General features: G+C 43.5%; 25 protein-coding genes. 19 read left to right on the top strand and 6 right to left on the bottom strand.

The annotated features are described in order from the left end of the window. Window positions 1-157: 157 nt before the first annotated feature. Window positions 158-553 carry a hypothetical protein gene (locus tag ACTSEZ_RS07305; protein ID WP_369733511.1) on the top strand — a complete coding sequence of 132 codons (396 nt, stop codon included), beginning with the start codon at window positions 158-160 and terminating at the stop codon, window positions 551-553. A 10-nt stretch (window positions 554-563) separates the two neighbouring features. Here ACTSEZ_RS07305 and ACTSEZ_RS07300 read toward each other — a convergent pair whose 3' ends face one another. Beyond that, the gene (locus ACTSEZ_RS07300; RefSeq protein ID WP_369733510.1) at window positions 564-1,658 is read right to left on the bottom strand and encodes a citrate/2-methylcitrate synthase; all 1,095 of its coding nucleotides are present in this window, start codon (window positions 1,656-1,658) and stop codon (window positions 564-566) included. Between the two features lie 109 nt (window positions 1,659-1,767). On the opposite strand from ACTSEZ_RS07300, the gene ACTSEZ_RS07295 reads away from it, so the two are divergent. The 7 genes from ACTSEZ_RS07295 to ACTSEZ_RS07265 all read left to right on the top strand — a co-directional run bounded on the left by ACTSEZ_RS07295 (window position 1,768) and on the right by ACTSEZ_RS07265 (window position 6,968). After that, entirely contained in the window at window positions 1,768-2,646 is an 879-nt protein-coding gene (locus tag ACTSEZ_RS07295; protein ID WP_369733508.1) for a LysR family transcriptional regulator, read from the top strand. Window positions 2,647-2,660: 14 nt separating this feature from the next. After that, window positions 2,661-3,725 carry an undecaprenyldiphospho-muramoylpentapeptide beta-N-acetylglucosaminyltransferase gene (murG, locus tag ACTSEZ_RS07290; RefSeq protein ID WP_369734075.1) on the top strand — a complete coding sequence of 355 codons (1,065 nt, stop codon included), beginning with the start codon at window positions 2,661-2,663 and terminating at the stop codon, window positions 3,723-3,725. A gap of 58 nt (window positions 3,726-3,783) precedes the next feature. Further along, window positions 3,784-4,023, top strand: a complete 240-nt coding sequence (locus tag ACTSEZ_RS07285; protein ID WP_369733507.1) for a hypothetical protein — start codon at window positions 3,784-3,786, stop codon at window positions 4,021-4,023. A gap of 181 nt (window positions 4,024-4,204) precedes the next feature. Beyond that, the gene (locus tag ACTSEZ_RS07280) at window positions 4,205-4,741 is read left to right on the top strand and encodes a sigma-70 family RNA polymerase sigma factor (RefSeq protein WP_369733506.1); all 537 of its coding nucleotides are present in this window, start codon (window positions 4,205-4,207) and stop codon (window positions 4,739-4,741) included. Beyond that, complete coding sequence (locus tag ACTSEZ_RS07275) at window positions 4,742-5,149, top strand: PadR family transcriptional regulator (RefSeq protein WP_369733505.1); 408 nt, start codon at window positions 4,742-4,744, stop codon at window positions 5,147-5,149. A 4-nt stretch (window positions 5,150-5,153) separates the two neighbouring features. Beyond that, window positions 5,154-6,413, top strand: coding sequence for an FtsW/RodA/SpoVE family cell cycle protein (locus ACTSEZ_RS07270; protein WP_369733504.1), 1,260 nt, complete (start codon window positions 5,154-5,156; stop codon window positions 6,411-6,413). Window positions 6,414-6,839: 426 nt separating this feature from the next. Beyond that, the gene (locus tag ACTSEZ_RS07265) at window positions 6,840-6,968 is read left to right on the top strand and encodes a hypothetical protein (protein WP_267881646.1); all 129 of its coding nucleotides are present in this window, start codon (window positions 6,840-6,842) and stop codon (window positions 6,966-6,968) included. Between the two features lie 390 nt (window positions 6,969-7,358). Here the strand turns inward: ACTSEZ_RS07265 and ACTSEZ_RS07260 are convergent, their stop codons facing one another. Next, window positions 7,359-7,727 carry a cyclic-phosphate processing receiver domain-containing protein gene (locus ACTSEZ_RS07260; protein WP_234703398.1) on the bottom strand — a complete coding sequence of 123 codons (369 nt, stop codon included), beginning with the start codon at window positions 7,725-7,727 and terminating at the stop codon, window positions 7,359-7,361. 206 nt (window positions 7,728-7,933) lie between these two features. Between ACTSEZ_RS07260 and ACTSEZ_RS07255 the strand changes: the two genes are divergently transcribed. From ACTSEZ_RS07255 to brnQ, 5 genes are all read left to right on the top strand, one after another. Beyond that, a complete protein-coding gene (locus ACTSEZ_RS07255) occupies window positions 7,934-8,980 on the top strand; it encodes an ArsR/SmtB family transcription factor (RefSeq protein WP_369733503.1) in 1,047 nt (348 codons plus the stop codon). After that, on the top strand, window positions 8,977-10,173 hold the full coding sequence (locus ACTSEZ_RS07250; RefSeq protein WP_369733501.1) for an MFS transporter: 1,197 nt from the start codon (window positions 8,977-8,979) through the stop codon (window positions 10,171-10,173). Before ACTSEZ_RS07255 ends, ACTSEZ_RS07250 begins: the two co-directional genes overlap by 4 nt. Before the next feature lie 151 nt (window positions 10,174-10,324). After that, window positions 10,325-11,725: an alkaline phosphatase gene (locus tag ACTSEZ_RS07245; RefSeq protein WP_369733500.1), complete on the top strand. Its 1,401-nt coding sequence runs from the start codon at window positions 10,325-10,327 to the stop codon at window positions 11,723-11,725. Between the two features lie 47 nt (window positions 11,726-11,772). After that, the gene (locus ACTSEZ_RS07240; RefSeq protein ID WP_369733499.1) at window positions 11,773-12,483 is read left to right on the top strand and encodes a DUF4352 domain-containing protein; all 711 of its coding nucleotides are present in this window, start codon (window positions 11,773-11,775) and stop codon (window positions 12,481-12,483) included. A 200-nt stretch (window positions 12,484-12,683) separates the two neighbouring features. After that, window positions 12,684-14,003, top strand: a complete 1,320-nt coding sequence (gene brnQ / locus ACTSEZ_RS07235) for a branched-chain amino acid transport system II carrier protein (RefSeq protein WP_369733497.1) — start codon at window positions 12,684-12,686, stop codon at window positions 14,001-14,003. On the opposite strand, the gene ACTSEZ_RS07230 is transcribed toward brnQ, so the two are convergent. Further along, window positions 14,000-15,211: a phospholipase D-like domain-containing protein gene (locus tag ACTSEZ_RS07230; RefSeq protein WP_369733496.1), complete on the bottom strand. Its 1,212-nt coding sequence runs from the start codon at window positions 15,209-15,211 to the stop codon at window positions 14,000-14,002. The two genes, brnQ and ACTSEZ_RS07230, sit on opposite strands and share 4 nt — an antisense overlap. A gap of 185 nt (window positions 15,212-15,396) precedes the next feature. Between ACTSEZ_RS07230 and ACTSEZ_RS07225 the strand changes: the two genes are divergently transcribed. Next, window positions 15,397-16,284, top strand: coding sequence for a peptidylprolyl isomerase (locus tag ACTSEZ_RS07225; RefSeq protein ID WP_369733494.1), 888 nt, complete (start codon window positions 15,397-15,399; stop codon window positions 16,282-16,284). 26 nt (window positions 16,285-16,310) lie between these two features. Here the strand turns inward: ACTSEZ_RS07225 and ACTSEZ_RS07220 are convergent, their stop codons facing one another. Then, on the bottom strand, window positions 16,311-16,802 hold the full coding sequence (locus ACTSEZ_RS07220) for a hypothetical protein (RefSeq protein WP_369733493.1): 492 nt from the start codon (window positions 16,800-16,802) through the stop codon (window positions 16,311-16,313). Between the two features lie 180 nt (window positions 16,803-16,982). Between ACTSEZ_RS07220 and bioB the strand changes: the two genes are divergently transcribed. Further along, the gene (gene bioB / locus ACTSEZ_RS07215; protein ID WP_369733492.1) at window positions 16,983-17,981 is read left to right on the top strand and encodes a biotin synthase BioB; all 999 of its coding nucleotides are present in this window, start codon (window positions 16,983-16,985) and stop codon (window positions 17,979-17,981) included. Window positions 17,982-18,659: 678 nt separating this feature from the next. On the opposite strand, the gene ACTSEZ_RS07210 is transcribed toward bioB, so the two are convergent. Then, window positions 18,660-19,802, bottom strand: a complete 1,143-nt coding sequence (locus ACTSEZ_RS07210) for a M14 family zinc carboxypeptidase (protein ID WP_369734074.1) — start codon at window positions 19,800-19,802, stop codon at window positions 18,660-18,662. A gap of 364 nt (window positions 19,803-20,166) precedes the next feature. Between ACTSEZ_RS07210 and ACTSEZ_RS07205 the strand changes: the two genes are divergently transcribed. Further along, on the top strand, window positions 20,167-21,036 hold the full coding sequence (locus ACTSEZ_RS07205; RefSeq protein WP_369733491.1) for a cation diffusion facilitator family transporter: 870 nt from the start codon (window positions 20,167-20,169) through the stop codon (window positions 21,034-21,036). Window positions 21,037-21,055: 19 nt separating this feature from the next. Next, on the top strand, window positions 21,056-21,340 hold the full coding sequence (locus ACTSEZ_RS07200) for a hypothetical protein (protein ID WP_369733490.1): 285 nt from the start codon (window positions 21,056-21,058) through the stop codon (window positions 21,338-21,340). A gap of 72 nt (window positions 21,341-21,412) precedes the next feature. Here the strand turns inward: ACTSEZ_RS07200 and ACTSEZ_RS07195 are convergent, their stop codons facing one another. Then, window positions 21,413-22,321, bottom strand: coding sequence for a LysR family transcriptional regulator (locus tag ACTSEZ_RS07195; RefSeq protein ID WP_369733489.1), 909 nt, complete (start codon window positions 22,319-22,321; stop codon window positions 21,413-21,415). 195 nt (window positions 22,322-22,516) lie between these two features. On the opposite strand from ACTSEZ_RS07195, the gene ACTSEZ_RS07190 reads away from it, so the two are divergent. Further along, the gene (locus ACTSEZ_RS07190) at window positions 22,517-24,337 is read left to right on the top strand and encodes an assimilatory sulfite reductase (NADPH) flavoprotein subunit (protein ID WP_369733488.1); all 1,821 of its coding nucleotides are present in this window, start codon (window positions 22,517-22,519) and stop codon (window positions 24,335-24,337) included. A gap of 24 nt (window positions 24,338-24,361) precedes the next feature. After that, window positions 24,362-26,080, top strand: a complete 1,719-nt coding sequence (cysI, locus tag ACTSEZ_RS07185) for an assimilatory sulfite reductase (NADPH) hemoprotein subunit (protein WP_369733487.1) — start codon at window positions 24,362-24,364, stop codon at window positions 26,078-26,080. The last annotated feature ends 138 nt before the right edge of the window (window positions 26,081-26,218 follow it).

Here is a 26,218-nt window from a genome sequence, read left to right as displayed (position 1 = left end):
TGCTTACTATAAAAAAAATTCTCCGTTACTTAAAGGGCTCTGGGAGAGGGCGCTGACGAACGTCACCTGGAACAATAGAAATAAGAATTATTTTTTCTGACTGCTTATTTGTAACGATATCCTTCTTAAAAACGTCATATGTTTGAGGGGGATTTAAATGAAGAAACTCTTATTGGCAATTGTTTTGTTTCTATCCGGCTGCTCTATGGAGCCAAAATATCTGACCGAATTTTATACAGGAACACTGGATGAAGTAACAAAAGCCGTCATCACAGACGGCAGTTCAGGATATAGAAAAACCATCAGCGAACAAAAAGAGATAAAAGAATTGATGAACAGGATGCAAAATGTCACCTTCATTCAAGAAGAGAATCAGGAGGAACGCTCAGGATTCAGGTATGCCATTGCATTCTTTGAAGGCGAGACACAAACTTTTCATTTCTCTTTAAATGAAGTAGACGGAACCTATTATCAAACAGAGCCTGATCTTTATCCTCTTATTGATGATTTTTATAAAAAGCTTCCAGAAGAAGAGGAAGCTATTTTTCAATAGAAATTTAGAATTAGGGTGAAGATTGCCCGTTCGGCACACGCCAAGGACCAATATACTGCGCTTCCGGTCTGAACAAAGTGTTGTTGTCTGCCTGCTCAAGAATATGGGCAGTCCAGCCGGTCATCCGGGCAGCAGTGAAGACCGGCGTAAAAAGTTCAGCCCTCATGTTCATGGATTTCATGATGGCTGCAGCATAAAATTCAACATTTGTATATAACGCTCTTCCAGGTTTCAGCTCCGACAGAATGTTTATCGATGCTTCCTCCACTTTCAAAGAAAGATTCAGCCATTCATCATCTCCCGCTTCTGAAAGCAAAACCGCTTTCAGTGCTTCTGCCCGGGGATCCCTGGTTTTATAGACTCTGTGCCCAAACCCCATTAACCGTTCGCCTCTGTACACTTTCTTCCTGATTAATTCTTCAATATCGCTGCTTTCTGCTGCTTCAGCCAAAAAGGAAAGAACCTCAGAAGGCGCTCCTCCGTGAAGAGGCCCTTTCATCGTCCCAATAGCAGATGTTACAGCTGAATGGATGTCTGACATCGTTGATGCCGTAACCCTGGCAGAGAAAGCAGATGCGTTCATTCCATGTTCCATCGTTAAAATCATATACGTTTCAAGAGCCCTTCTTTGTGATTCAGCCGGCATACTGCCAAAGAGCATATATAGAAAATGTTCTGCATGATCAAGATGAGTAACGGGATCAGGAAGAGCACGGTCTTCCATCCAGGCTTTTCGGCAAGCAATCATCACAGGGACGACGGCGGTCAAACGAATGGCTTCTTCTATAGACGGTTTAGCAGACCCTAATGCAGATACAGCTGTCCTAAGCACACTCATCAAATCCATCTCACGCGGCAGACTTTTTAAAAGAGACGCCACATGACCAGGCAGTTCCCGGCCCATTTGTAATTTTTCCTTTAAGATCAAAAGCTGTTCCGCATCCGGCCACTCCCCATACCAAAGCAGATAAGCGGCCTCTTCAAATGTGCGCTGTGAAACCTCGCTGATGTCATACCCCTTGTAAATCAGTTTTCCTTCAGCACCATCTATATAGCTGATTCGTGTTTCGGCTGCCGTTACTCCCTTTAATCCATAATGAATCATGAAAAATCTCCCCTTTCCTTTGATGTATCTATTTTATAAAATAATAATTATTAAGAAAATTAAATCTTTTTAATTAGATTGATTAAGAAAATTAATCAGGGAGGCGCAAATGGAATTTTCCTGGATTCAAACATTTGTAACAGCTGCCGAATGTCAAAATTTCAGGCGGGCTTCAGAACTGCTGTTTATTTCACAGCCATCTGTGACGGTTCATATTCAGCTTTTGGAAAAAGAGCTTGGCATCCGGCTTTTTCATCGCGAAGGAAGGAAGGTCAGGCTGACGGAAGAGGGGAAGGTGTACCTTACCCATGCGAAAGAACTTCTGGCTGTTTATCAGGAGGGCATCCTCAAGCTTAACTCGTTTCAGCAGGGATATACTTCACACCTTTCACTTGCGATATCTCCCTTGATTGCAGATACGATCCTTCCGTTTGTATTAAAAAGATATACTTCCACGTATCCACAGGTCGAAATTTCCGTTAAAATAGTAGAATCGGCAGAAATTGAACATGCAGTGCTGAGTGAGAGCGCAGATCTTGGTCTATCCTGTATGGACAGCCTTCACAGTGAAATCACATCGCAGATCCTATACAGGGACAGGGTTCTTCTTGCAGCTCCTCATGACGGTGCGGATTCAGAGAGTGCGCTGCCGCTTGACCCTGAAGAGCTCTTGACATCAAATTACCTTCTCACACATAATCATCCTGTATACTGGGATTCTCTGTGCCGAGCCGTTAAAATGAAAATTCCCGGAGTACGGATGATGGAAGTCACTCAGATCCACATCACAAAACGTTTTATCGCAGAAGGGCTTGGCGTTTCCTTTCTCCCTGCTTCAACGGTGCGCAGAGAATTGCTTGAAGGAAGACTGCTTGAAGTGGACTGTCCATTTCTTCCATTGCCTGAAGCCTGTACATATGCCATTATGAAAGACGTATATAAAAAACAGAAAGAATTTCTTGCTTTTTTAGCGCAATTCAGAATTTGAAGGAGGGCTTACGCCTGATGAAAAAAACGATTGTCTTTACAGGAGGCGGCTCTGCAGGCCACGTTACACCGAATATGGCCATCATTGATGAGCTTGACCGCAGTGCCTGGGACATCCAGTACATTGGTTCAAAAAAAGGAATCGAAAAAGAACTGATTGAAAACATCCAAATTCCATACCACGGCATTTCAAGCGGGAAATTGAGACGCTACATTGATCTTGAAAATGCAAAAGACATATTCCGTGTCATGAAAGGCTGTCTCGATGCGCGAAGAGTTTTAAAAAAGCTGAAGCCGGCAGTTGTCTTCTCTAAAGGCGGCTTTGTCACCGTTCCGGTCATTATTGCAGCGAAATCTCTCAATATCCCGGTTTTCATCCACGAGAGTGATATGACACCAGGCCTTGCCAATAAAATTGCCCAGCGCTTTGCAACTAAAATTTTCACATCCTTTGAAGAAACACTGGCTTATTTTCCTAAAGAAAAAACCGTTTCGATCGGCTCTCCGATCCGCCGCGAAATGCTAAAGGGATCACCAATCAAGGGAAGAGAACTTCTTGGTTTTGATGGAAGAAGACCGGTTCTCACAATAATGGGCGGAAGCCTTGGTGCCAGAAAAATCAACGAAACGGTCAGAGCCGCACTGCCGAAACTGAAAGACTATCAGATCATCCATCTTTGCGGAAAAGGAAACGTGGACGAATCCCTTATCGGCAACAAGGACTACAGACAGTTTGAATATGTTCACGGCGAGCTTTCCCATTATCTTGCAGCCACTGACTATGTCATCACAAGAGGCGGATCTAACTCAATCTTTGAGTTTTTGGCACTGAAAATCCCGATGCTGATTATCCCCCTGACAAGAAGCCAGAGCAGGGGAGATCAGATTATGAACGCCAAATCGTTTGAGAAAAAAGGCTATGCCATGATGCTCGAAGAAGAAAACCTGACAGAAGAATCTCTTCTTACCCATCTGGCCGATCTGAAAACGAACAAAATGGACATGAAAGATACGATGAACAGGCTGAATAAAAAAGATGCGATCGGCATCCTTGTGGAAGAAATCAATAAGATTGGATAGTTAAACAAACACGTCATGACATATGGCGTGTTTTTTATCAGGGACAAGGGGTGTTTTTATGAGCAGCAAAAAACAAACCGGCGTTGACAAACACAATCAGCTGGATAAACTCCCATTCAGCTGCAGCAGCACGAAAAACGGAAGCGTGTTTATATCCTACTTTCACAAACAGGTAAAAATCTTAAAAGGAAAAGAAGCGGAGCAATTCCTGAAAAAGATGGAGGCTGCAGCAGATGAAAAAGCAAAGCAGCTGATCATGGCTAAACTAACAGGGAATTTTAAACGGGGGAATGAATAGGTGTAAGCCAAAAAAGGCCATAGCCGTTTGATTTCAAACATTTTTTTGAAAGAGTAATTGAATGCGCAGCGAGGCAGCTGAGCATTTTTTTCGGTTTCAGGCAAATGCGGCTACTATTTTTTCATAGTCAAAAACCAATTCGCATCCAGAATCGTCTAAGTAAAGGAAAGGAGGGAGATAAATGGAAGATTGGGCAGCAGATTTCATAGAAGCAAAAGATTATGAAACTCTCATAGATGAAATCATGCATGAATACGGAACTGAAATTCTAAAGCTTGTGTACACTTATGTCCGAAATCAGCAGACAGCTGAAGACCTGACTCAGGACATATTTGTCAAATGCTACAGGTCGCTTCATACATATAACGGAAAATCGAAGCTTAGAACATGGTTATGGCGGATTGCAATTAATAAGTGCAAGGATTATTTAAAAAGCTGGGATTATAAACATATAACTCCGTCAAATGATCACTGGACAGATGCACCTTCAAGTGAGGAAACAGAATACGCCGTGATAAAAAAAGAAGAAGAGTCTGAGCTCTTTTCTGCTGTAATGAACCTTCCTGTAAATTACCGGGAGGTCATCTATCTCTATTATTTTGAAGAGCTTTCCATAGATGAAATTGCCAGGATAACAAGCTGTGCGCCAGGCACGGTAAAAACAAGAATGCGACGTTCAAAACAGCTTTTAAAAGCAGGCATGAAGGAGGAATTGTAGGTGGAAGAACAATTAAGAAAGCTGAGTAAAAGTTCCAGGAACCAGAATTTTGACAAATTGACGTTTACAGAAAAACACAGAGCAGGCGTATGGAAACGCATCAGCAAACTGGAGAAATCACCATCCTGTCTCCTGAAAGATGTTCTGCAGCTTCTGATTCATGAGAAAACAGGGTATGAACTGAGCGTTCATCTAAGAGCAAGAGGCAATTCTGTTTTTGATGAAAATGAGGGAGCCATCTACACCTTTCTTCACGAGCTTGAAAAAAAAGAATGGATTCAGGCGTCCTGGCATGGAAACCAATCAAAATTTTATGTGATTACTTCCCGTGGAAAGAAGATCTTAAAGCGTGAAGAAAGAAAAGCCGCAGGTACTGAAATTTCCCTCAGTGAACTATTGGAGGGATAAAAATATGATAGAGACAAGGGATTCCTACCTTAGTAAAGTAAAAGAACAAATAAAGTCAAAAGATGCAAGAATGATGGTTGAAATGGAATTAAATGCTCATATAGAAAGCATAAAGGAAGACGGGGTGAAGAATGGTCTCACCGCAGATGAAGCAGAAACAAATGCAATTGCTCAAATGGGGAATCCTGTAGGAATCGGAAAAGATATGAATAAGATTCACCGGCCAAAAACAGATTGGGTCCTGATTCTTTTATTCACATTTTGTATGGGAGCAGGATTTCTTCCAGTTTTTATTGGAGAGCAGGTTATGCTTATTAATAAAATCCTGATTTCTATAATCGGAGCAATCACTCTATTCGCGTTTATGATGGTCGACTACCGCAGATTCGAAAGGGTTGGCTGGGTTTTTTACATACTGGGAATAGGTTTTTTGCTTGTGATACCAGCTTTTGCAAACCAAATTATTAATGGAAGTTTATCCGTACAGATTGGTTTCTTCAGATTGGAAAGTCTTATAAGCATCCCATTTCTTCTAATGGGGTGGGCGTCTTTTCTGAATAACCTCAGATTAAAAGTTTGGCAAGCCATTCTTTTGTATATCGTGCCAATACTTCTTTTTGCCCAGCTGCCTGCTGTATCAACCGCTGTATTATACACGGTCATGGTCAGTGCAATGATTTGCTTCAGCAAGTTTTCAAAAAAAGTCATACTATCATTATTGACAGCGGGGAGTGTTCTCGCAGGCCTTTTACTTTTTTCCGTATTTGTCTTCTCATCACCTGAAAGAAAAAGCCGTCTTGACGCTTTTCTTAACCCGGAAAAGCATTCACATGAAGGAGGTTCTCCCATCCTTTATATCAGAGACTTGATTCGGGATGCAGGCTGGTTTGGTCAGCCGCAAAATGAATTTCTAATGGGTGATTCACTGACAAATCTTGTCTTTGTTTCAATTACAGCAAGCTTCGGCTGGCTGGTTGCCGGCGCAATTGTCATCCTGCTCTTCCTTTTCAGCTTCCGTCTTGCGGTTTATGTGCCGAGGATGAAACATTCATTTGGAAGATTGCTGTTGGCAGGAGCAATCTCACTTTTTACGATACAGGTTGCCGTCAATATTGGTATGGCTCTAGGGCTCCTTCCATTGATGACAATGTCTCTTCCGTTTATCAGCTATGGACTGATGCCTGTCCTTTTAAATTCAGCTCTAACCGGGATCGTGCTGAGTGTATATCGGCGAAAAGATCTTATAGGTTTCAAATCCAGGTAATTTAAAGCAAAGAATAAATCGATCGTGCGAAAAAATTCCAGTTGAAGAAACTGGAATTTTTTTATTGGGAAAATAAGCTTAGCTGCAGTGCAGATTTTTTCAAATTAATATATGTTCTAAAAGCAAATAGAGTGAATTCTATTCAAACTGAAGGCCTGTTACTTTAAATAAATTATGTTCTAACGAAAGCATTCTCTAAAAACTTGAATGCTGATTTAATACACAAATTTCAAAATAATGAACTAAAAAAACTATGTTCCAAATAATCATATTAGAAAGAAACAATCCAGTTGCCAAGAAAAGTTAAATCCATCACTTTCAACAAATTGGTTTACATAAGAAAGATACAATAAACAAAGAGATATTTTAATGAATCTATACCCGGGAGTATGAGCACCATACTCTTTAGAGGGGAGGTGGAGACACATGCCAAACCGCAATGACAATAAGTTCAGAAAGATTGAGTCAGAAAGCCAGAAACAAGGAAAAACGCAGGAAGAATATGCTGCTGAGCTTGACAGCAACCGTGCAAAAAGCCAGCAAAAGAAGAAATAAGCTTTGGAAGGACTGCTGATGGCAGTCTTTTTTATGTGGAGCGCATAGGGTTTGTTTTAAAGCGTTGAATGCTCAAAACCTTCTGCGAGGAGTGCACATTTACTGAAAGTGGACTATGTCTCTGCAGATGGGAATTTTCAAGTGAACATCTGTTTCCGGCAAGGAACGAATTCTCTTTTTCAAGTAAAAGAGGCATTCAAGCAAGTATTCTGCCCTATATGGCAAGTAATGACCTCGAAACTGCCCCCAATTCTCGTTTTCAAGCGTTGAATGCCCAAAACCTTCTCCGAACAGTGCGCCTTTCTATCAAAAAGGCAGTTGGAAGAAGGTATCTTTCTTAAGACAAAACAAAAGAGGCACCCCGTAGGGTCCCTCAATAATTTTAGTATGTTATCGCATTTTTCTATCCGAAGCATGGAGAGGCATGGGTTTAAGAATCACTTTTATTGATTTTGGCATTTCGAAGTCTTCCTGTGCCTGTTTAAAATGCCTGTACATCGCCTTGCTTCCGGCTGCATTGGCCGAGTGGATGGTAATGCGGTTTGCATAAAGATGATGCCTGACCATGTATTGTACCAGCATGAGCCCGTTTCTGGTCTTGCTGACCAGATCGTGATCAAGGGACAGATGGTCTACGCGATTAGTTTCTAAAAGCGCAATGCATTGGTCTATATCTTCCGCCAAAACATATCCGCTGGGGCAGGTCCGGTAATCATCCATAAAGACACTGATTGTCATGATGATTTCCTCCGATCTCATGTGACCTGCCTTCAGTGTAACATACTTGATTCTAATTAACAGGAAAAGAATTTCCATTCGAGCGAAACAGACAAACAAAGTCAAAAAACATGCCATTCTGCAGGAAAAGGTGTTATATCATCTTTTTTTGCAAGGTGATATATTCTAAATGCATTGAATTATTCATTCTATTTATTTAGAATAATAAGAAAGGAGTTGGAAAAAATATGAATCTATTAAATACATCATTTGAGCGGGTATCATACAGCGTTCAGATCAAAACATCATTGTTGTTTGAATGTGCTCTTGGCATTGCCATGATTACCTATCCGAAGCTTCATGACCGGCTTGAAATGACCAGAGTGGAGCTGGATGAGCTCAAGACAGGTCTTTCCAGTGAACTGAAAGCAGAGCTGGATTACTGCCAGGAGCACAACACGTGGAAAATGCTGCTTCAGCTGCTTCATTTCAAGGATTTCTCAAGTCCCTTGGAATTTTATCAGTTTTTAAGGTCACTTTCAGAGAGTGAGCTTAAGTATTACGCACTGCCGTTTGTGGATATCATGCAGGAAAATAACCGTCTCGCAGCTTCTAAAGGAGATAAGAAAGCCGAAAATGATTTGGTTCTGTCCTGCAAGGGACATGCCTTCTTTCCACAAATGATTCATTTTGTATGCAGCAGCAGGCAAAGCGAACTGCTCAATCACCTTCAGGCGATATTGGATGGGTGGTATAACGAAGTTATTCTCCCTAAAAGGGAATGGACCGGTGGGGTTCTGGAACGGGATGCTCGTGAAAAGCAACGCATTAGCCAATTAGAAAGTCCTCATAAAACGGTCCTGAAAGCTGCTGGAATTGATTATAAGCCCGAACAGGGGATTGCCGATGTGATTTTAATTCCCCACGTGGCTTACAGGCCATGGACGATTCAGGCAGACCTGCCTGCTGCAAAAGTTTTTTACTACCCTGTAAGCGACAGCAGCTTGATGAAGAGTAAGGATCCTTTTGAACCGTCAGGACAGCTTGTGCAGAAGCTTAAAGCAATTGGGGATGAAAAGAGGCTCAGGATCCTCAAGCTTCTTGTTAAGAAAGAGCTGACTTTAAAAGAAGTGACTGCTCTTGTCGGAATGGGGAAAACGACCGTCCATCATCATTTGACCCTCTTGAAAGCAGCTGGACTTGTTCACGTGAAAGGCAGTGTTTATAAAGCAGCTGGAGACTCAATGAAAGGGATAGAAAAGGAAATCTTCACTTTTCTGCATAAGGAAACATGAAGGGTGTCAAGCTGCTTTATTATAATCAGCTTCTGTCGGTCTTTGCTAGCACGTTCGGAACGTTCCTTCTTTCATGGATTCTGTATGAAGAGACCGGTTCAAAGCTTGCGATGGGAACCTTATGGCTGGTCAGTATTTCCGGCCAGATGATTGTTCAGTTTATAGCGGGACCCTGCATAGACCATTTTAAAAGAACATCTGTTATGAGAGGGTCAGAGGCGTTAAGGGCTTTCGTTTACTTGCTGCTTCTGCTTTTTATTACAGCAGGATTCAATGAGGCGGCCCTTTTATATGCCGCCGCTTTCTTTACCTCCATTACTGCATATGACCCTGCTGCGGCAGCACTTGTTCCAAAGCTTGTGCATAAGGAGGAATTGGTTAAAGTAAATGCAGGAATTTCAGGCGGTGTGCAGCTGATGCGGTTTTTAACGCTGCCCGCAGCAGGGTTTCTTGTATCGATCCTGAATAATAAAAGTTCTCTTATTCTTGTTGTCTGTGCATTTTCTCTTTCTTTTATCACGATAGGGTTTTTAATAGAAAAGCCTGCAGAATTTGAGAATAAAGCACCATGGATAAAGAAATTCAAAGAAGGCATGCTCATATACCGAAAACATAAGATGCTCCTGTTCCTTGGCGGGCTTGTTTCCATCACAAGCTTTGGCGTGTTTGCTGCACAGACAATGTATATTCCATTTGTCGCAGAAGTTTTGGGAGGGTCATCTATTGAGTATGGCCTGTTTGCCGCTTCTTTTCCTCTTGGCTACATAGCCGGCAGTTTTGCGGCATCCAGGGTAAAAGTAAGGGAATCATCCATTTATCAGGTCATGATGCTTGCGCTTTTTATCGGAGGCTCCACGTACCTTGCACTTGGAGCTGCAAAAACTCTGGCAATGGCGATCATCATTGAAATCGCAGCAGGTGCAGCTATGCCATTTTGGAATGTCTACAGCACCACGCTATATCAAAAGCTTGTGCCGCAGTCCATTCTAGGGCAGGTTTTCTCAGTAAGGTTTCTTTTGACAAAGGCAGCTGCGCCGCTTGGAATTGTTTACGGTACGGCATGTGCATCCCAATTTGGCATAGAGGCACTCTTTCTTTCAATAGGTGCCATCATTTGCACAGTTTCGGGGGGAGGACTTCTTTTTATGGTATTTAGAAGCAGATCAGCTTTCTTCCTGCACAAACGTCTATAAAAGGTTAAAAATGCAACCGTTTTATGTATATTTGTTGTAAAAAAACTGTAAACAACGGACATACATACTTTACAATCTCTCAAAACTTCCTTAAAACTCATCCCATACACTAGTATTTGTAAGCAAAAACATTCTATTGGAGGTTTTTTGATTGTTTAATAGAAAGCTAGGAAAAATTACAGTTCCGGTTGCAGTACTTTCAGCTGTAGTTGCCGCAAGTGTTATTGGGAATTTTCCAAATGCAAAGGCAAGTGAAGCGGAAGCTGCTGGGAAAAAACCGAATGAAATAAAAAACGTTATTTTTCTGGTCGGAGACGGAATGGGCGTATCCTATACATCAGCATACCGCTATTTAAAAGACGACCCTTCTACACCGCAGGCTGAGCGTACAGAATTTGATCAGCACCTTGTCGGCAATCAAATGACCTACCCTGAAGATCCCAAGGAAAATGTAACAGATTCAGCATCGGCTGCAACAGCGATGTCAACAGGATACAAGACATTCAATGCTGCAATTGGCGTAGACAATGACGGTACAGAGCTTAAAACAGTATTAGAATCGGCAAAAGAAAAAGGAAAGGCGACAGGTCTTGTTGCTACCTCTGAAATCACGCATGCTACACCTGCTTCATTCGGTGCGCATGATATGAACCGCAAAAACATGAACGCTATTGCTGATGATTATTACGATGAACTGATCAACGGCAAACACAAAGTCGATGTCATGCTGGGCGGAGGCTTAAGCAATTTTGAACGGGCTGACCGCAACCTTGCAGAAGAATTCCAAAATGACGGGTACAGCTATGTGACATCAAAAGAAGAAATGATGAAGGATAAAAACCAGCAGGTGCTTGGATTGTTTGCTGATGGAGGCCTTCCAAAAATGATTGACCGCGAAAAAGAAACACCATCTCTTGAAGACATGACAAGCTCAGCTCTTTCAAGACTGAATGAAGATAAAGACGGTTTTTTCCTGATGGTTGAGGGAAGCCAGGTTGACTGGGCTGGACATGACAACGATATTGTAGGAGCTATGAGTGAAATGCAGGATTTTGAGAAAGCCTACAAAGCAGCGATTGAATTTGCCAAAAAGGACAAGCATACCCTTGTTGTGGCTACAGCAGACCATTCAACAGGCGGTTATTCCATTGGGGCTGAAGGTGATTACAACTGGTTTGGAGAGCCGATCAAAGCTGCAAAGCGCACACCTGACTTTATGGCATCCCAAATCGTTGAAGAAGGCGCAGATCCTGAAGAAACATTAAAGAAGTATATCGATCTTGAATTAACGGCTGAAGAAATCAATTCTGTCAAAGATGCAGCAGAAAAAGGAAAAGCAGACAAAGATAAAGGAATTCTCCGTGTTGATAATGCGATAGAAGCCATCTTTAATAAGCGCTCCAATACTGGCTGGACAACAGACGGACATACAGGTGAAGACGTTCCTGTCTTTGCTTACGGACCAGGCAAAGAATTGTTCGCAGGTCATAAAGACAACACAGATCACGCAGAAATCATCTTTGATATTCTAGAAAAAAGCAAAAAGAAATAACCAGGCTGTATCACGACTCTGCCGCATGAGCGGCGGAGTCTGTGATCATGGCAGATTGGCAAATGGAGAAAGGGGACTACACGATGAAACATGCATGGCTTATGCTATCTCTGACAATCGTACTTTCTGCTTGTTCTGCACAGGCGACAGAACCTGCCCAAAATGAGAAGAAACAAGAGCAGAAGACTGAAACATCCGCACCATCACCCTCTAATCAAAAAGCCACTGAAGACAGCTACGTGCCAAACCCGCAGATAACGGATGACCGCTCACTCCTTAAACCGGGTCAAACCGTGAAAGATGACAAAGGCGCAGCTGAGCTGAAAGCCATCAGCAGCCTGAATCAAACATACAAAGCAGGGGATGTAGAACTAACGATAAAAGATGTGAAAATTATCGAGCATACACCTGCCTACAGCATGATTGATTTTTTTCACACCTTCACACATGATGAAACGTTTGACATCATCAAAGCGGAGGTAGAGGTGAAAAACACGTCAGATCAGCCCGTCTACTTCTCTCCTGTTGCCATGCTTGAGACAGACACGGGCCAGCAAGTGGACTGGGAATCCGACATTTACCTTGAGGATTTGAACGGAGAACTCGGTGCAAATCAGACGAAAAAAGGAAATATCGGATTTATCCTCGATCATTCAAACAAGCCAGTAAAAAATGTCACCCTGCTGACAAGTGAAGTGCTGAATGCCGATCAGAAAACAGAAAGCAAAGCTCAGAAAATAACGGTTCCATTCAAATGAGACAATACGATCATGTATTGTCTTTTCTTCTGGAAAAAAATTAATAAAAAGCTGGTAAACGCATTCATTGCCTTTAGAACAGGGTTTGAAAAAAAGTGCTTAAAAATGCTGAAAAAAGGAACTAGTCAATAAATTTTTTAGCTGTTATACTTTGAACTATTATTTTCATCATAGAACCTTCATTTTAAAGGAGTTTTTGTATGGCAAAGGAATTTTCGTCAAAACAGATCATGTTTATCAGTCTTATGCTCTTTTCCATGTTTTTTGGAGCGGGGAACTTAATCTTCCCGGCTTTTCTCGGACAGGCAGCAGGGGACAATCTCTGGCCTTCTCTTGCAGGCTTTATTCTTTCCGCGGTTGGTCTTCCCATCCTCGGGGTGATCGCGGTTGCTAAAGCAGGGAGCTTTCATGTATTAAATTCAAGGGTCCACCCGGTATTTGCTCTTATTTTTCCGTTTATTATTTACGTTTCGATCGGACCTGGACTCGCGATTCCAAGAGCCGGGAGCCTGGCCTTTGAAATGGGGGCAGCGCCTTTTCTTCCCGCTGAGGCTGCGGGTGCTCCTGCGGCGCTGTTCATTTATACAGCCGTCTTTTTTGGCTTAGTGTATTGGCTCAGCATGTCCCCGTCTAAGCTTGTAGACTTATTCGGCAAATTGCTTACGCCAATTGTGCTTACACTGATTCTGGCTATTTTTGTGAAGTCTTTGATTACACCGATTGGAGAAAGTGGACAGGCATCAGGCAATTATGGAACGAGTCCTGCTTTCCAGGGGTTTCTTGATGGATACTTGACGATGGACGCACTGGCCGCGCTTGCTTTCGGTATTGTGATTGCGACTGCTATCAGATCACAGGGTGTAACAAATGAAAAAGCACTGTCCCGTTATATGATGTATGCAGGAATTGGAGCAGGCTTGCTTTTAACCATTATCTACATTCTTCTTGGCACAATGGGTGCAGCGAGCGCATCTCTTGGAACATCTGAAAACGGCGCCCAGATTCTGACGAACATTATGACGAGCCTCTTCGGTACAAGCGGGAGCGTCATCCTTGGTCTTGTCTTTACATTGGCTTGTTTTTGCGTATCCATTGGCCTTGTTATATCATGCAGCCAGTTTTTTGCAGGGGCTGTGCCTAGAGTGCCGTATAAGGTCTGGGTATTGATTTTATGTCTGGCAAGCACAGCCGTTGCAAATCTTGGACTCACGCAGATTTTGACAGTTTCTGTGCCGATACTGGGCATGATTTACCCGATCGCCATCGTCCTGATTATTCTTGCATTGGTTCATTCTTTCATCCAAAACAGCCCGTACATCTATGTCACTTCGGTTCTTTTTACCGGCCTTTTCAGTCTGGCAGATACGATAAATAAAACGTTCCTCAGTGAAGCACTGACACCTGCCCTGAGCTTCCTTCCGCTTTACGGGGAAGGCATCGGCTGGCTTGTTCCGGCATTACTTGGAGCTGTTGTTGGGCTTGCTTTCGGAAAAAGAAAACCCTCACGTGTTCCGGCTTAAAAATAATAATAAATCCATTCTGGGGTCTTCATAAATGAACGCTCCCAGGATGGAATTTCTTTTATAATCGCTTCGTTCAGCTTCCGGCTGTTTTTTTTATCCTCTTCAATTTCAGCTGAAATGGTTTTGATGACTTCTGTGTCATAGATCAGGCAGCTTGCTTCATCATTTAAATAAAAGCTTCGCGGATCCCAGTTTGCTGTGCTGATATTCGCCGTTTCACCATCAATCAGCATCACTTTCCCATGGAAAAATCCTTTTGTATACAAATAAATATCAACGCCGCGTTTTAAAAGCTTTTCTGTTTTCGGATAGCTTGGGGGCTTTGTAAACCATGCGTCTGTGTGGTCAGGGACGAGGATCTCAACTTTGACGCCATTTTTCCGGGCATCAATAAGCGCATCCATCATCTCATTGTTTGGAATGAAATAGGGAGTTGCAATAACAAGCTGCTCTCTTGCACTTCTTATTAAAGTCAGGAGTTCTTTCTCCCATTCTCCTCCGGTTGAGAAAAACAGCTGATATTCAGAACCGTCCGTCCGAAGAGGCTGATGTTTTTTAGGAAGCTTTTTCTGCCCGGTGTCTTCTTCCCAGTCTTTCAGAAATTGCTCCTCGACTTCATACGCTCCTTCACCGGCAATCCGCATGTGATAGTCCCGCCAGTAGCCAAAGCGTTTATCCTGGCCCAGATATTCTTCTCCCATATTAAATCCGCCTAAATAAGACACCTTGCCGTCAATGATGGCGAGCTTTCTGTGATTCCGGTGATTCATTCTGTAAAAAGGATGAGTGATCCCGTTTTTTCTGCTGAACGTGAAGTGCACACCGCTCGCTTCTAGACGTTTAATGAGTTTTCTTTTAATCTCTTTTCCGCCGATGCGGTCGACAGAAAGCATCACATCTGTTCCGCTTTCGGCCTTTTTTTGAAGAAGGGACAAAAAATTCAGGCTGACAGGGTCGTCCCGAATGATAAAGAAATGAATATAAATGTAGTCTTGAGCACCTTTAATATCTTGAAAGAGTGATTTATAAAGGCTGTCACCTTCTGGAAACAGGGTCAAATCCCCGTGGTAGACGGGGGTCTTAATCATGCCGTGTTCATTGGTGTAATCTTTATATCCGCTTTTTACATCCCACTGCAGAACCAAAAACGTGCAGATCATAAGTGTCGTGCATAATCCAAGCAAAATGATCATTTTTTTCAGCATAGTAAAACTCCCGGAACGTTGTTATTTTTTAGGGTTTGATAATCACCTGTTAATTAACGAAGGGAATCCTTGGAAGATCACTTTCATATCTTCTTCTCTCTTTGTTCATAGTTTATTCATATCTGCCCGCTATACTGGAATGTGTTCAGCAAAAGACATGATGAAAATAGTAAGGAGTTATAAATATGAAAAACATACTTGCAAATAAACTTACGTACGCATTCTTAATGACGGGCCTGCTCAGCGGCGGAATCGGCTGGGCTGTCGGTTCTGCAGAAAATGACGGGGCAGTGGCCAGTGTGAATGGCGAAAAAATCAGCCAGGACAGGCTTTTCGGCCTGCTTGCAGATCAGGGCGGAACGGAGCTTGTAGACTATTTAATTACAGAAGAAATCATTAATCAGGAGTCGGAAAAAAAGAAAATAACAGTATCTGATGCAGATGTTGACAACGAGTATCAATCTATTGCGGAATCATATGGAGGGGAAGAGGCTTTTATCCAGCAGATTGAAGCTTCCGGCGGTTCCGCTGAGGCAGTCAGAGAAGAATTAAAAACAAATTTAAAAATTGAAAAGCTGCTGGAACCTGAGATTGACATGACAGAAGAAGAGATGAAAACCTATTTTGAAGAAAACAAAGAGAGTCTTTCTGAGCCGGAACAGGTTAAGGCCAGCCATATCTTAGTGGAGGATGAGGCGACGGCAAAAGAAGTCAAAGGAAAGCTTGATGGAGGAGCTGATTTTGCAGAGCTTGCCAAAGAATATTCAACAGATACATCTAACAGCGGAAACGGCGGAGAGCTTGGCTACTTTGGAAAAGGCGAGATGACGGCCGCATTTGAAGAAAAAGCGTTCTCAATGAAAGAAGGGGAAATCAGCGATCCCGTAAAAACAGAATTTGGATATCACATTATCAAATTCGAAGACAAAAAAGCGGCAGTTCCGGCTGTATATGCTGAGAAAAAAGAGGAAATCAAGGAAGCTCTTTTTGATCAGAAAATGCAGACAGCCTATACCGGATGGTTGGAAGAGAAAAAAGAAGAATATGAAATTGAGAATTCAATGGAGAGCTGAAAGAGAGGGGGGAAACCTCTCTTTTTTTACGCATTTTTTATAAGGAAATAAAGCAGTACATGAATAAGCACAGCCGAGGCGATCATGTTTTTCCAATTAATGATGTAGCGGCTCCCTGAGGGCTGAATAACACCCATTGCTGCAATGTACCAAAACCATTTACTGTCCCGCCATCTTTTTTTAGTCGAAACATCCTTATTCTCATCCATTCGTCTGTTTTCTCTTCTAGCCCACCATAAAACAACCAGGATATCTGCGATTGCTCCAGCTGTAACGGCGATAATGGCTGTTCGGTCTGAGACTTCCCAAAGCGGCTTTTCCTCTCGCTTTTTTTCTTCTTCTCTTTTGGCTTCTTGTGCCTTGACTTGCTCTGCAAATTCTCCTGCAAATTCAGTCCTCTGTTCTTTAACCGTTGTGAAATTTACGGCCATAAAAATCAGCCATGCCATTAGAGCTGCGTATAGAGCGAAAAAAACGGCTGTTTTTTTCTTTGGGGTATTCATCATTCTTTTTAGCATGATTTTTCCCTCCCAATAATTGGCTGATTTTATCGTACCATTTAAATAAATGTAATAATTTGTATGAAGTGAACAATTTGAGAACGTTTACACATTTATGTCAACTTAAACAAAAATAAGTTGACATAAATCCTTGCTATTCTTTACCATGGAAGAGAAGAACGAGATGGAGGGAATGCAATGAAATGGTCCGCACTGGCAAATGAAGTCATAAACGGCAAGGTATTAACAGAGCAAGAGTCACTTGAAATTTTAACAAGCGAAGATGATGAGATTCTGAGTCTTCTTCATGGAGCATTTTTGATCAGAAAGCATTATTACGGGAAAAAAGTAAAACTGAACATGATCGTAAACACAAAATCAGGACTTTGTCCTGAAAACTGCGGCTATTGCTCTCAGTCAAGCATTTCAACCGCCCCTATAGAAAAATACCGGATGATGAATAAGGAAAGCATTTTAGAAGGAGCTGAACGCGCCTATAACCTGAAGGTAGGGACGTACTGTATTGTAGCAAGCGGAAGAGGGCCTTCTGAAAAAGAACTGGACACAGTTGTATCAGCCGTAAAAGACATTAAAGATCAATTCGGTCTGAAGGTGTGTGCGTGCCTTGGGCTGTTGAAGCCGGGACAGGCTGAACGGCTCAAAGAAGCCGGAGTCGACCGCTATAACCACAACATTAATACATCAAAAGAGCACCACGAATCGATTACAACATCGCATACATATGATAACCGCGTACATACCATCGAAGCTGTAAAGGCTTCCGGCATTTCTCCATGTTCTGGCGTGATTATCGGCATGAGAGAAACAAAAAAAGATGTCGTCAATATGGCATTCAGCCTCCGCGCACTTGACGCAGACAGTATTCCTGTAAATTTTCTTCACGCCATTGACGGTACTCCGCTTGAAGGAACGGATGAACTTGATCCAAGGTATTGCCTGAAGGTGCTTGCACTCTTCCGCTACATCAATCCGACTAAAGAAATCCGTATTTCAGGCGGCAGAGAGGTCAATTTAAGATCCCTGCAGCCGCTCGGGCTCTATGCAGCCAACTCGATCTTTGTGGGAGACTATTTAACGACCAGGGGACAAGAAAGCACGAGTGACCATGACATGCTGAAAGACCTCGGGTTTGAAGTGGAGTTTGACTTTGAGAATCAGGAGACTGTCAGGGTCTGATTGCTGGCTGCAGGGCATGGGTGCTGAGAAAGTACCATTCATGCAGGGACTGAGTGAGCTGAAGTGTCATAAGAAGCCACGATTTAACCCTTCATGAAGGGCTGTGCGAGCTGAAGGGTCATAAGAAGCCATGATTTAACCCTTCATGCAGGGCTGTGAGAGCTGAAGGGTCATAAGCAGGCGTAAAATAACCTTTCACGCAGGGCTGAGTGAGCTGAAGTGTCATAAGAAGCCACGATTTAACCCTTCATGAAGGGCTGTGCGAGCTGAAGGGTCATAAGAAGCCATGATTTAACCCTTCATGCAGGGCTGAGTGAGCTGAAGGGTTATAAGCAGGCGTGAAATAACCCTTCATACAAGTTTGTGCGAGCTGAAGGGTCATAAGCAGGCGTGAAATAACCCTTCATACAAGTTTGTGCGAGCTGAAGGGTCATAAGAAGCCATGAAATAACCCTTCATGCAGGGCTGAGAGAGTTGAAGGGTCATAAGAAGCCATGAAATAACCCTTCATGCAGGACTGAGTGAGCTGAAGGGTCATAAGAAGCCATGAAATAGCCCTTCATGCAGGGCTGAGTGAGCTAAAGGGTCATAAACATACAACGCGGGAATCAAATCCCGTTTACAAATAAAAAAATCCGAACTTCATAACGAAAAGTTCGGATTTTTCTTTTTTATATATTAATAAGTGGATTCCGGAATTTCTTCATATTTTTCAGGATCGAGAGAGTAAACGCTGCCGTCAGTTACGCCGTTAATTACACCCATTAATCCGGTTTCAACTGTTTTAACTAGCATGCCTTTTTGTTTTTGACCAAAGTTCTGTGTTTGGCCTTTGACTTCAAAAAGAACGGTTCCGCTTCCGTTTAATGCAAAGGAGCCAAGTGCTGTTCCAGGAAGGTCGAGATCCTGCTGGTAAAGTGAAATGTTTGTAAATACGGAATCTCCTTTTGCCTGCAGGGCATCATAGACGGCAACATTCAGCTGTCTTGAAAAATCATAATCGTACCCATTAGCATATTGGGCATATTTTTCTCCTTCAGGAGTTGCCGGATCTGGTACAAATTGCGCGGAAATGGACATAGTAGCGACTTCACCTGTATCCCCGACATACGGGAAGCCCTGATGATGCATGTCCATAAAGACATCCACTTTTCCGAATTCCGCCATCAGATCTTTATATACGTCTCTGACAGTCTGAGCCTCTGGCGTGATGTACCAGCCGGGTTTGTTGGAAGCTCCGGGAAAGTCTGAAGCAGCAGGTACATAATCTAAATCCGGGTGGAAGTCCCGGTTTACATCGAATCCCGGATTCGCTCCATAGTCATCACCCTGGAGAACCCTTGTATAGTAATTCCAGGAAGGGGTTGCTGAGCTTAATTGCGGGAAGCGCTCCGTCACCTCCGACCAGCTCAGGTCATTTCCGCGGCGGTCGAGCTCAGATGCATCTGCATTCATCATCGGAATGGCAACAATCGTCATCTCTTCACGTATTTTCTTAGCTGCCTCCGAATTGCTTGAGCCGATTTTTTGAAGGATGTTCAAAAGCGCCACTGTACCGGTCTTTTCATTGCCGTGAATTTCACTTTGAACAAGAAGCACTTTCTCTCCGGTGCCAACCCTGGCTGTGTAGATTTCCCGTCCCTGGTTGGTATATCCGGCAACATCAACTGAAATTTTTCCTCCGCTTGTCTGTTCTAACTGTCTCAGTTTTTTCTGGAGCTCTGCATAGCTTATAAATCCTTGTGTCTCAAGCGTTTCTGCTGCAGCTGGTGAAGGCGGTGCGAAACTGCCTGGCTGCGGAAATACGAGTGCAGCCGCCATCAATGCTGTACCTGCTGCTTTAACGAATGTTCTCTTCTTCAAATACGCTCACCTCTTCATTTTTTTGATTCAACAATCAGAATTTTCTGCAATAAAAGAGGGGATTCCTTGTTTTTTGACAGAAATGGCGCTATAGGTTCAGAAAAATATTGGAATTAAAAAGGATTGACAACCTTTTGCCTAGATTTGAGAAAGTTCTTTCGGCTTACGAAATAAATAGATGCGTACAAGAAGAAAAGTTTGTCTGAGCAAACTTTTTTAGACATTTGTTACTCTTGTTGAACCGCGAAAAAAGGTTGCTGTAGACTCACTCAAACCTTGACTGGTAAGATGTTCAAGGAATGAAAACGCGGAGGTTCAATAGATGGAACAACAAAAATATGCGGACTTAAAAAGAGGCGAGCGGGGAGCAATCATCAGCATTGCTGCATACCTGTGCTTATCGGCTCTGAAATTGCTGATTGGATATTCAGCGGACTCCGAAGCACTTAAAGCGGACGGGTTAAACAATGCAACAGACATCGTGGCTTCAGTCGCTGTGCTGATAGGGCTGCGGCTGTCACAGAAGCCTGCCGACAAGGATCATCCTTACGGCCACTGGAAAGCAGAGACCGTTGCTTCGCTTGTGGCATCCTTCATCATGATGGCTGTCGGACTTCAAGTATTGTACGGGGCTGTTTTGTCTGTGTTTGAAGGAAAACAGGAATCACCGGACATGATCTCGGCATGGACCGGTTTATTCTGTGCTGCTGTTATGTATCTTGTTTACCGCTACAATAAACGCCTTGGAGAAAAAATTAACAGCCAGGCAGTAAATGCGGCTGCGAAAGATAATTTGTCAGATGCATGGGTCAGTATCGGGATTGCGGTTGGCATTATCGGCTCTCAATTCTCCCTTCCATGGCTGGATCCGGCTGCAGCCGTCATCGTCGGATTACTGATCTGCAAAACGGCATGGGATATTTTCAGGGAAGCTTCGCACCATTTGACGGATGGATTTGACGAAGAGGAAATAGAAGCTTTTAAAGAAACGGCTCTCTCTCTGTATGGGGTAAAGGGGGTAAAGGAAATTAAGGCAAGAAATTATGGAAACAATACAGTAGTAGACATTGTGATCCTGGTGAATTCCAACCTTGATATCCGTGATGCCCATGATATTTCAACTAAAGTCGAAACGATTTTAATGAAGAAGCATGAAGTGTACAATGTACATGTACACGTTGAACCTAATTAACAGAAAGGAGGGTGTACAAGTGGATTCTGAACTCATGTCAAATTTTATACGCATAGGCCTTCCGCTTCTGGTGATGGCGGCTTCGGTCTTTCTTACAATGAAACTGCCTTATACCAGAAGGTTTATACCGCCTGTGACACTCGCCATTTTAGCAGCTCTTGTATACGTCATTCCAACCTTTTTGCAGGGAAATGACAAAGATCTGAATGATGTGCTGCTGACGCTTTATTTTACAATGACACTTATGCTCAGCTGTGTGCTGAGTCTTATAGCTGCTTTGTTTTTCAAGAAAAAGAAGAAGTAGCAAAAAAGGCCCAGACATGCTGGGCCTTTTTGTATGGCGTAAAACTCGAATTCCTGTCCTTTTAATTCCCCGTTATTCTTTTGCCAGACTGATCTCATCCGGCCACTTTTTCTTAAGTGAATCAATAAACGTTTTTACAATCTTCTTATCTTCAATGACCGGCGAGTACAGGTAGGAAAGGGTCCTTGTAAACCGCTGATTTTTCATATGAATAATCGAAAGGTCCTTATTGGCAACATCCCGTTCAATGACGCTTCTTGAAAGAAAGGACAGGCCCGTTCCGTTCATGAGCGTTTCTTTTATTCCCTGATTGCTGCTGATGGTAAGCAGTGATTTTACTTTGAGGCCGTTCGTCCGTATCACATGGTTTAAATACTCCCGTGTACCGGAACCGACTTCGCGGGTAACCCACGGCTGGTTGTGCAAATCAGCAAAAGTGACCTCTTTCTTTGAAGCCAGCTCATGATCCAGGGAGGCAACGATAAAAAGCTCATCCTGCATAAACGGGTGGACGGAAAGCTCACTCTCGTTCGTTTGACCTTCAATGAGACCAATATCGACACCATGCATGCGCACACTCTGTACAATTTCCTCTGTGTTGCCGATCAGGACCTCCAGTTCAAGTTCCGGATAATCTTTTTGCAGATCAAGCAGCAGGGAAGGGAGGATATACTCTCCAATTGTAAAGCTTGCGCCAATCTTCAATTCCCCGCGGATGGCATTCTGGTGTTCGAGAATATCCTGTTTGGATTGTTCATATAAAGAAATCAGTCGTTTTGCACGGTCATACAGGATTTCACCGGTTGGAGTAATCTGCAGAAACTTGGGAGACCGAAGAAAAAGCTTTGTCTGAAATTCTTTTTCAAGATTTTTGATATGAAGACTGACGCTCGGCTGGGACATGCGGAGCGTTTCTGCCGTTTTCGTAAAGTTTTTCACCTCTGCAAGAGTGACAAACGTTTTCAAAGCATCATAGGACAAAATAGAAAGCCACCTTATCATTAGAAATCTTAATAATCTTCATAAATTAAATGTATTTTACTAATTTTCTGTTTTCAGGTAAAGTAGAAATAGTATTTTTATCTATAGGTTTATTAAAGCAGAGTCATAAAACCGACTTTGCGTATAGGGTTAATTATATTGGCAGTTCTAAATACGTTTGCGAGGTGGGTATCGTTGCAACTTCAGGTAAGTAACAGTCCGTTTAATCAGGAGCAGGCAGAGCTTCTTAACCGCCTTCTGCCAACATTATCAGAAACCCAGAAGATCTGGCTGACGGGATATTTGACAGCCGCACAGGCTGCTGGACCTATTGGCGTTTTGGCGCCTAATGCAGGAGAGGCTTCACCTGTTCAAAGCGCATCCGCTTCAAAAGAAATAACGGTTCTCTACGGCTCACAGACGGGAAATGCTCAGAGTCTTGCTGAAAACGCAGCAAAAACACTGTCCGAACAAGGCTTTCAGGTAACCATTTCTTCTATGAACGATTATAAACCGAATCAGCTGAAAAAAGAAAAAAACCTCTTGATTGTCGTCAGCACCCACGGTGAGGGGACACCTCCTGACAATGCCCTCTCATTCTATGAGTTTTTACATGGAAGAAGGGCACCTAAGCTTGAGGGCATGAATTTTTCCGTCCTGTCCCTGGGTGACAGTTCGTATGAATTTTTCTGCCAGACCGGCAAAGATTTTGATCAGAAGCTTGAAGAACTGGGCGGGACGAGAATCTATCCGCGTACCGATTGCGATCTTGATTTTGATGAGCCGGCTGCAGAATGGATCAGTGGTGTGATTACTAGTTTAAAAGAAACGCAGGGGGACAATACGGCTCCTGCTGCTGAAGTGTCTGCTGAGTCAGCGCAGCCGTCTTCCTACTCGCGCACAAATCCTTTCCGTGCTGAAGTACTTGAAAACATTAATTTAAATGGCCGCGGGTCAAATAAAGAAACCCGCCACCTTGAATTGTACCTTGAAGGCTCAGGTCTTACATATGAACCGGGTGACAGCCTTGGCATTTTTCCTGAGAATGATCCGGTGCTTGTTGATCTTTTGCTTGAAAAAACGAACTGGGATCCAGAAATCAGTGTGACGATCAATAAACATGGAAATCGTCTGTCTTTGCGGAACGCCCTTTTGACTCATTTTGAAATTACCGTGCTTTCAAAGCCGCTTTTAGAAAAACTGGCGGGCATTTCGGAACACAGCGGGCTAAAGGAGCTTGTTTCACCAGGAAATGAAGATCAGCTGAAAGCGTACATTGAAGGCCGCGATCTTGTTGATCTGATTGAAGATTTTGGTCCTTGGAGTGCATCTGCAGAGGAGTTTGTTCAAAACCTTCGCAAAATGCCGGCGCGCCTTTATTCTATTGCGAGCAGTCTGAAGGCAAATCCCGATGAAGTGCACTTGACCATCGGTGCAGTCAGATATGAAACACACGGACGAAAGCGCAGCGGGGTTTGCTCCATTTTAACAGCCGAGCGGCTTCAGCCCGGCGACACCCTGCCTGTTTACATACAGAAGAACCAGAATTTTAAGCTGCCTGAAAATCCTGACGTCCCGATTATTATGGTTGGACCCGGAACAGGCATCGCCCCGTTCCGTTCTTTCATTCAGGAAAGAGAAGAAACAGGAGCAGGCGGGAAGTCATGGCTGTTCTTTGGCGATCAGCACTTCGTCACAGACTTCCTTTATCAGACGGAATGGCAGAAGGCTCTTGAGAATGGAAATTTGACACGGATGGATGTCGCTTTTTCAAGGGATACAGCAGAAAAAGTGTATGTTCAGCACCGTATGCTTGAGCAAAGCAGAGAGCTGTACGCATGGATGAAAGAAGGGGCTTATGTTTACATCTGCGGAGATGAAAAACACATGGCCCATGATGTTCACAGCACGCTTATCAGCATTATTGAAAATGAGGGCGGCATGAGCCGCGCGGCAGCGGAAGAAGTTCTTGCCGGCATGCAGCAGCAAAAACGCTATCAGCGCGACGTCTATTGAGAACGATTGAAAGGGGATACCATCATGTCAAATAAAGTACTGAGTGCGCCTGAAGGCCCTCCTAGTGATGTAGAAGATATTAAACAGCGAAGCAATTATCTGCGCGGGACACTTTCAGAAGTGATGCAGGAACGCATTTCCGCCGGCATCCCTGACGATGATAATCGCCTGATGAAGCACCACGGCAGTTATCTTCAGGATGACCGGGATCTTCGGAACGAACGCCAGAAGCAAAAGCTTGAGCCTGCCTATCAGTTTATGCTCCGCGTACGCATGGCGGGAGGAGTAGCAAAACCCGACCAATGGCTGGTCATGGATGAGCTTGCCCAAAAATACGGAAACGGAACGCTTAAGCTGACAACCCGCCAGACATTCCAGATGCACGGGATTCTGAAATGGAACATGAAAAAGACGATTCAGGAAATCCATTCTTCCATGCTGGATACGATTGCAGCCTGCGGAGATGTAAACAGAAACGTCATGTGCAATGTCAACCCTTATCAATCTGAGCTTCATGCCGAGGTGTATGAACTCTCAAGAAAACTGAGCGATGACCTTCTTCCGCGCACTAGAGCCTATCATGAGATCTGGCTTGATGAAGAAAAGGTGGCAGGCACACCCGATGCAGAAGAACTCGAGCCAATGTACGGCCCGCTTTATCTGCCGAGAAAATTTAAAATCGGGATTGCTGTACCTCCGTCAAATGATATTGATGTCTACTCGCAGGACCTTGGGTTTATCGCTATTGTTGAAGATAATAAGCTCTCAGGCTTCAATGTTGTCATTGGCGGCGGCATGGGGATGTCCCACGGTGACAAGGCTACCTACCCGCAGCTTGGAAAAGTAATCGGTTTTGTCGCACCGGACAAAATTGTTGATGTGGCTGAAAAGATTATTACCATTCAGCGTGATTACGGAAACAGGTCTGTCAGGAAATATGCCCGTTTCAAATATACGGTCGACCGCTTAGGTCTTCAAAATGTGAAAGAAGAACTTGAGAGCCGTCTTGGCTACAGTCTCGGCGCAGCAAAAGACTTCCGTTTTGACAGCAATGGCGACAGCTATGGCTGGGTAAAAGGCGGGAATAGCAAATGGCATTTCACGCTGTTTGTAGAAGGGGGCCGCATCGCTGACTACGACGGGTACCCGCTGATGACTGGCCTGCGCGAAATTGCAAAGGTGCTGAAAGGCGACATTCGTCTGACGCCAAATCAAAACCTGATCATTTCAAACGTTTCTTCTCAGCAAAAGAAAAAAATAAATGATCTGATGGAGAAGTACAGCTTAACAGACGGCAAACACTATTCTGCACTGCGCCGCAGCTCCATTGCCTGCGTGGCTCTTCCAACATGCGGCCTTGCGATGGCAGAAGCAGAGAGATATTTGCCGAGGCTGATTGATAAAATTGAAGAAATCGTGGATGAAAACGGACTGCGCAACGAGGAAATTACGATTCGCATGACAGGCTGCCCAAATGGATGCGCCCGCCACGCCCTCGGCGAAATTGCCTTTATCGGAAAAGCGCCAGGAAAATACAATATGTATCTCGGTGCCGCATTCGACGGCAGCCGCCTGAGCAAATTATACCGGGAAAACATCGGAGAAGAAGAAATTCTCAGCGAGCTTCGCGTCCTGATTGCCCAATTTGCAAAAGAGCGGGAGCCGGGAGAACACTTTGGAGATTTTGTTGTCCGGACCGGGACGGTAAAAGCAGTAACAGACGGAACCAATTTTCACGATTGATGAAAAGACAGGGGAGACCCTGTCTTTTTTGCGTGGATGAGGATGGAGGAGAGAGTTTTGGCAGAGACACAAAAATTGAAAATGGGACCCTTTAAATCAGCTGGACGGAAATACAGGTAACCAAAAAGGTAAAATGCT

This window comes from Metabacillus mesotrionivorans, from assembly GCF_052171315.1.
Classification (GTDB): domain Bacteria; phylum Bacillota; class Bacilli; order Bacillales; family Bacillaceae; genus Bacillus_P.
The sequence above is the reverse complement of the archived record's forward strand: the minus strand, read 5'-3'. Positions and strand labels throughout refer to the sequence as shown.

Bases quoted from the DNA above. Each gene is read 5' to 3' on its own strand.
- bioB (WP_369733492.1), top strand. From the start codon at position 16,983: ATGAAATGGTCCGCACTGGCAAATGAAGTCATAAACGGCAAGGTATTA.
- brnQ (WP_369733497.1), top strand. From the start codon at position 12,684: ATGGCAAAGGAATTTTCGTCAAAACAGATCATGTTTATCAGTCTTATG.
- ACTSEZ_RS07265 (WP_267881646.1), top strand. From the start codon at position 6,840: ATGCCAAACCGCAATGACAATAAGTTCAGAAAGATTGAGTCAGAAAGC.
- cysI (WP_369733487.1), top strand. From the start codon at position 24,362: ATGTCAAATAAAGTACTGAGTGCGCCTGAAGGCCCTCCTAGTGATGTA.
- ACTSEZ_RS07305 (WP_369733511.1), top strand. From the start codon at position 158: ATGAAGAAACTCTTATTGGCAATTGTTTTGTTTCTATCCGGCTGCTCT.
- ACTSEZ_RS07280 (WP_369733506.1), top strand. From the start codon at position 4,205: ATGGAAGATTGGGCAGCAGATTTCATAGAAGCAAAAGATTATGAAACT.
- ACTSEZ_RS07210 (WP_369734074.1), bottom strand. From the start codon at position 19,802: ATGGCGGCTGCACTCGTATTTCCGCAGCCAGGCAGTTTCGCACCGCCT.
- ACTSEZ_RS07295 (WP_369733508.1), top strand. From the start codon at position 1,768: ATGGAATTTTCCTGGATTCAAACATTTGTAACAGCTGCCGAATGTCAA.
- ACTSEZ_RS07205 (WP_369733491.1), top strand. From the start codon at position 20,167: ATGGAACAACAAAAATATGCGGACTTAAAAAGAGGCGAGCGGGGAGCA.
- ACTSEZ_RS07240 (WP_369733499.1), top strand. From the start codon at position 11,773: ATGGCAGATTGGCAAATGGAGAAAGGGGACTACACGATGAAACATGCA.
- ACTSEZ_RS07255 (WP_369733503.1), top strand. From the start codon at position 7,934: ATGAATCTATTAAATACATCATTTGAGCGGGTATCATACAGCGTTCAG.
- ACTSEZ_RS07225 (WP_369733494.1), top strand. From the start codon at position 15,397: ATGAAAAACATACTTGCAAATAAACTTACGTACGCATTCTTAATGACG.
- ACTSEZ_RS07250 (WP_369733501.1), top strand. From the start codon at position 8,977: ATGAAGGGTGTCAAGCTGCTTTATTATAATCAGCTTCTGTCGGTCTTT.
- ACTSEZ_RS07300 (WP_369733510.1), bottom strand. From the start codon at position 1,658: ATGATTCATTATGGATTAAAGGGAGTAACGGCAGCCGAAACACGAATC.
- ACTSEZ_RS07220 (WP_369733493.1), bottom strand. From the start codon at position 16,802: ATGCTAAAAAGAATGATGAATACCCCAAAGAAAAAAACAGCCGTTTTT.
- ACTSEZ_RS07285 (WP_369733507.1), top strand. From the start codon at position 3,784: ATGAGCAGCAAAAAACAAACCGGCGTTGACAAACACAATCAGCTGGAT.
- ACTSEZ_RS07230 (WP_369733496.1), bottom strand. From the start codon at position 15,211: ATGCTGAAAAAAATGATCATTTTGCTTGGATTATGCACGACACTTATG.
- ACTSEZ_RS07270 (WP_369733504.1), top strand. From the start codon at position 5,154: ATGATAGAGACAAGGGATTCCTACCTTAGTAAAGTAAAAGAACAAATA.
- ACTSEZ_RS07260 (WP_234703398.1), bottom strand. From the start codon at position 7,727: ATGAGATCGGAGGAAATCATCATGACAATCAGTGTCTTTATGGATGAT.